Consider the following 3600-nt stretch of genomic DNA (forward strand, 5'->3'; position numbering starts at 1 on the left):
CGCTCGTCGATGTACGGGCCGCGCGGGTAGGCGAACTGCACAACCGGGAAGCCGAGATCGTGGGCGTAGCTCGCTATCTCCGCGAACTGGCGCATCATTATGTCCTCCTGTGAGGAGCCCCAGTAGACGGTCGCTGCTATGGCATCTGCCCCGAGCTTTATTGCATCCTCAACGTAGCCGAGCTGGCTCTGGAGGAGCTGGTCATTCTTCGGCCTGAGGTTGGTCTTGCTCGTGAGCTTTATCATGAGCCCCCTGTCCGGCTTGACCTCGTCCCCAGCAATCCTCGCTATCCCGGGGAGCATCATGACGCCGTCTATGCCAGCTCTGACGACCTTCCTTATGATTACCCTCGGGTTAACGTGCTCCCAGACCGGTTCGAAGTCGGTCGGCCCGTGCTCGAAGCCGTGATCCATCGCGAAGATTAAGGCCCTCCCGTCCCTGCGGAAGAACCTCCTCAGCCTTCTCTTGATCCCAATGCTCTGGTAGGCTTCCATACTAACCACCGTGAGTGATATATCCGTTGAGAATTTAAGGTTTTTCCCGCTAACCGTTTAAAGAAACGCACAGAAAGGTGAGTGATAGTTATGGAGTGGAAAACCATACGCCTTGAAGAGATCGGCTCGACCAACGACTACGCCAGGGACATCGCCCAGAAATCCCCAGAAGGGACCGTTGTCATAGCAAAGCGTCAGACTGCTGGGAGGGGGAGGAAGGGCAGAAAGTGGACTTCACCAGAGGGTGGGCTCTGGATGAGTGTCATCCTGAAGCCCGATAAGCCAGATCCGAGGCTTGTCTTCGTCGGTGCACTCGCTGTTCTCGATGCTCTAGCTGAGTTCGGGATAAGGGGATGGATTAAGTGGCCCAACGATATATGGGTCGGAGAGAGGAAGATAGCCGGAATCCTGACCGAGGGAAGGGCGGGGGAATTTGTGGTGATGGGGATCGGCCTGAACGTGAACAACAAGATACCAGAGGAGCTCGGGGAGACTGCGACATCAATGGCGAGGGTTCTCGGCAGGGAAATTTCCTTAGAAAAAGTTCTCTCGGCCCTCCTCAAGGCCCTTGAAGGGTGGTACAGGATCTTTAAGGAGGAGCCGTTGAGGGTGATAGAGGAAACTAGAAGGAGGACTCTAATCCTTGGAAAAGCTGTCAAAGTGATAAGGGATGGGGAGATTATCTCGGGGAGGGCCGCGGACATCCTAGAGGACGGCTCTCTGCTCCTCGAGACGCCCTCCGGGCTGAAGAGAATAATCCACGGCGACGTTTCGCTGAGGTTCTTTTAAGCCCATTTAGCCGGTAATTTTTGTCATTTCATCAAAATTTTCTGCAGAAGTTTAATATAATGGCTATTTTTAGCTTTAACTGCTGTCGCTTGAAAGGAGGTGCTTCAATGGGCCTGCTCAGGAGATACCTCGATTATCCGGTTCTGTGGAAGGATACTCTGGGGGCTGATACTCGGTGCAGTCTTCGGTCTGATAGTAGGCCACTATGGCTATGCTGGGGCTGTAAAAACATACATAAAGCCCTTCGGTGACCTCTTTGTTCGCCTGTTGAAGATGTTAGTGATGCCCATAGTTTTGGCTTCGCTCGTCGTCGGTGCGGCGAGCATAAGCCCCGCACGACTGGGGAGGGTAGGGGTTAAGATAGTGATCTACTACCTCCTAACGTCAGCAATGGCAGTTCTCTTCGGACTCATAGTAGGCAGGGCATTCAGGGTCGGAACAGGGATACACCTGGGAACCGGAGCTGGAAAGGCTATAGAGGCTAAACCGCCGTCACTTATCCAGACACTCCTGAACATCGTTCCAACTAACCCATTTGCTTCACTGGCCAAGGGCGAGGTTCTGCCTGTCATATTCTTTGCGATAATCCTGGGAATAGCTATAACTTACCTCACAAACAAGAACGATGAAAGGATCAAGTCGGCAGGCACGACGCTCTTCAGGTTCTTCGATGGCCTGGCTGAGGCGATGTACCTCATAGTTGGCGGCGTGATGCAGTATGCACCCATAGGTGTCTTTGCCCTCATCGCCTACGTTATGGCTGAGCAGGGGATCAAGGTCATAGGCCCCTTAGCGAAGGTCGTCGCCGCGGTTTACACAGGCTTAACGCTCCAAATACTACTCGTCTATTTCGTCCTGCTGAAGATCTTTGGATTAGACCCGATAAAGTTCATTAAGAAGGCGAAGGATGCGATGCTCACTGCCTTCGTTACAAGGAGCTCAAGCGGAACGCTGCCGGTAACTATGCGCGTCGCCGATGAGGGAATGGGCGTTGACAAGGGAATTTACTCCTTTACCCTTCCGCTTGGCGCAACAATAAACATGGACGGAACAGCCCTCTACCAGGGCGTTACAGTTCTGTTCGTGGCGAACGCCATAGGCCACCCGCTCACGCTTGGCCAACAGCTTGTCGTCGTTCTCACCGCAGTCCTAGCATCGATAGGAACTGCAGGAGTCCCGGGTGCTGGGGCAATAATGCTCGCGATGGTTCTCCAGAGCGTCGGCCTTAACCTCACCGCGGGAAGCCCGGTGGCTTTGGCATATGCAATGATACTCGGAATAGACGCAATACTCGACATGGGCAGAACCATGGTGAACGTCACCGGCGACCTCACCGGAACGACGATAGTCGCGAAGACCGAGGGCGAGCTGGACGAGTCCAAGTGGAAGTGATCCCCTTTCTTCCAAACTTTTTTGAACCCTTTGAGGAAATATTCTGGGCGATGAAGAGATTCATCCCTCCTGACGGGGACCCGCTCCCCCCGGGATGAAGATGCGGTCCCCCCTCGAGCCCTTTTTGGAGGTGAGAGCTTGGAGGTTGTAATGCCCGAGCTGGTACCCATTGAGATACCTCCCAACACTGTGATGCTCAAGGGACTTGATTGGGACTCCAACATCTATTTCGTAAGGAGTGGCCGGGAAGCCCTGATAGTGGACACCGGGACGGGAAAGAGGGCCAGGGACTACATAGGGCTTTTAGCGGGAGAGGGTTACCTCAATGGCCTCAGGGAAGTTGTGATATTCAACACCCACGAGCACTTCGACCACATCGGGGGCAACCTGACCTTCAAAAGCCTCCTTGAGGGCCTTGGAATCAAGGTCTCCTTTGCCACACACAGGATAGTCGCTGAAATCATTGAGCGGGGCCTCTCAGGGATAATCCTCGACCACGCCTACGGGGAACGCTTTAAGCCCCATGAAGTTCACATCAAGCTGAAGGACGGGGACGAGCTGAAGGTGGGGAAGCTGAGGTTAAATGTTATTCACACGCCCGGCCACACGGCGGGCAGTTCCTGCCTCTACCTCGATGGAGATACCAAACTGATGTTCACTGGAGACACAGTCTTCAACAGAGCGGTAGGAAGAATGAACCTGCCAACCGGGAGCTTGGATGAGCTCAGAAAGAGCCTCAGGAAGCTCACCGGGTTTGAGGTGGACTTTGGCCTCCCGGGCCATGGCTGGATTATAAAGGACTGGAAGGGAAACCTCAAGAGGGTGATGCCGTGAGGAAGGGCTCCGTCAAGGAGGTTCTTGCGAAGATAAAGTACGACCCTCGCGAGGACGAGAGTAACTACTACATCGTAATCGAGCACAGGGG

General features: G+C 54.1%; 2 protein-coding genes and 2 pseudogenes. 3 read left to right on the forward strand and 1 reads right to left on the reverse strand.

Annotation, left to right across the window (positions count from 1 at the left end):
* Positions 1 to 494, reverse strand: a pseudogene (locus MVD07_RS00435) (fructose-bisphosphate aldolase); the annotation flags it as partial.
* A 90-nt stretch (positions 495 to 584) separates the two neighbouring features.
* On the opposite strand from MVD07_RS00435, the gene MVD07_RS00440 reads away from it, so the two are divergent.
* From MVD07_RS00440 to MVD07_RS00450, 3 genes and pseudogenes are all read left to right on the forward strand, one after another.
* Positions 585 to 1283, forward strand: coding sequence for a biotin--[acetyl-CoA-carboxylase] ligase (locus tag MVD07_RS00440; RefSeq protein WP_297497125.1), 699 nt, complete (start codon positions 585 to 587; stop codon positions 1281 to 1283).
* 107 nt (positions 1284 to 1390) lie between these two features.
* Positions 1391 to 2675: pseudogene (locus MVD07_RS00445) on the forward strand (dicarboxylate/amino acid:cation symporter).
* A 138-nt stretch (positions 2676 to 2813) separates the two neighbouring features.
* On the forward strand, positions 2814 to 3509 hold the full coding sequence (locus tag MVD07_RS00450) for an MBL fold metallo-hydrolase (protein ID WP_366078418.1): 696 nt from the start codon (positions 2814 to 2816) through the stop codon (positions 3507 to 3509).
* The last annotated feature ends 91 nt before the right edge of the window (positions 3510 to 3600 follow it).

Source organism: Thermococcus sp., from assembly GCF_027008145.1.
Lineage (GTDB): Archaea > Methanobacteriota_B > Thermococci > Thermococcales > Thermococcaceae > Thermococcus.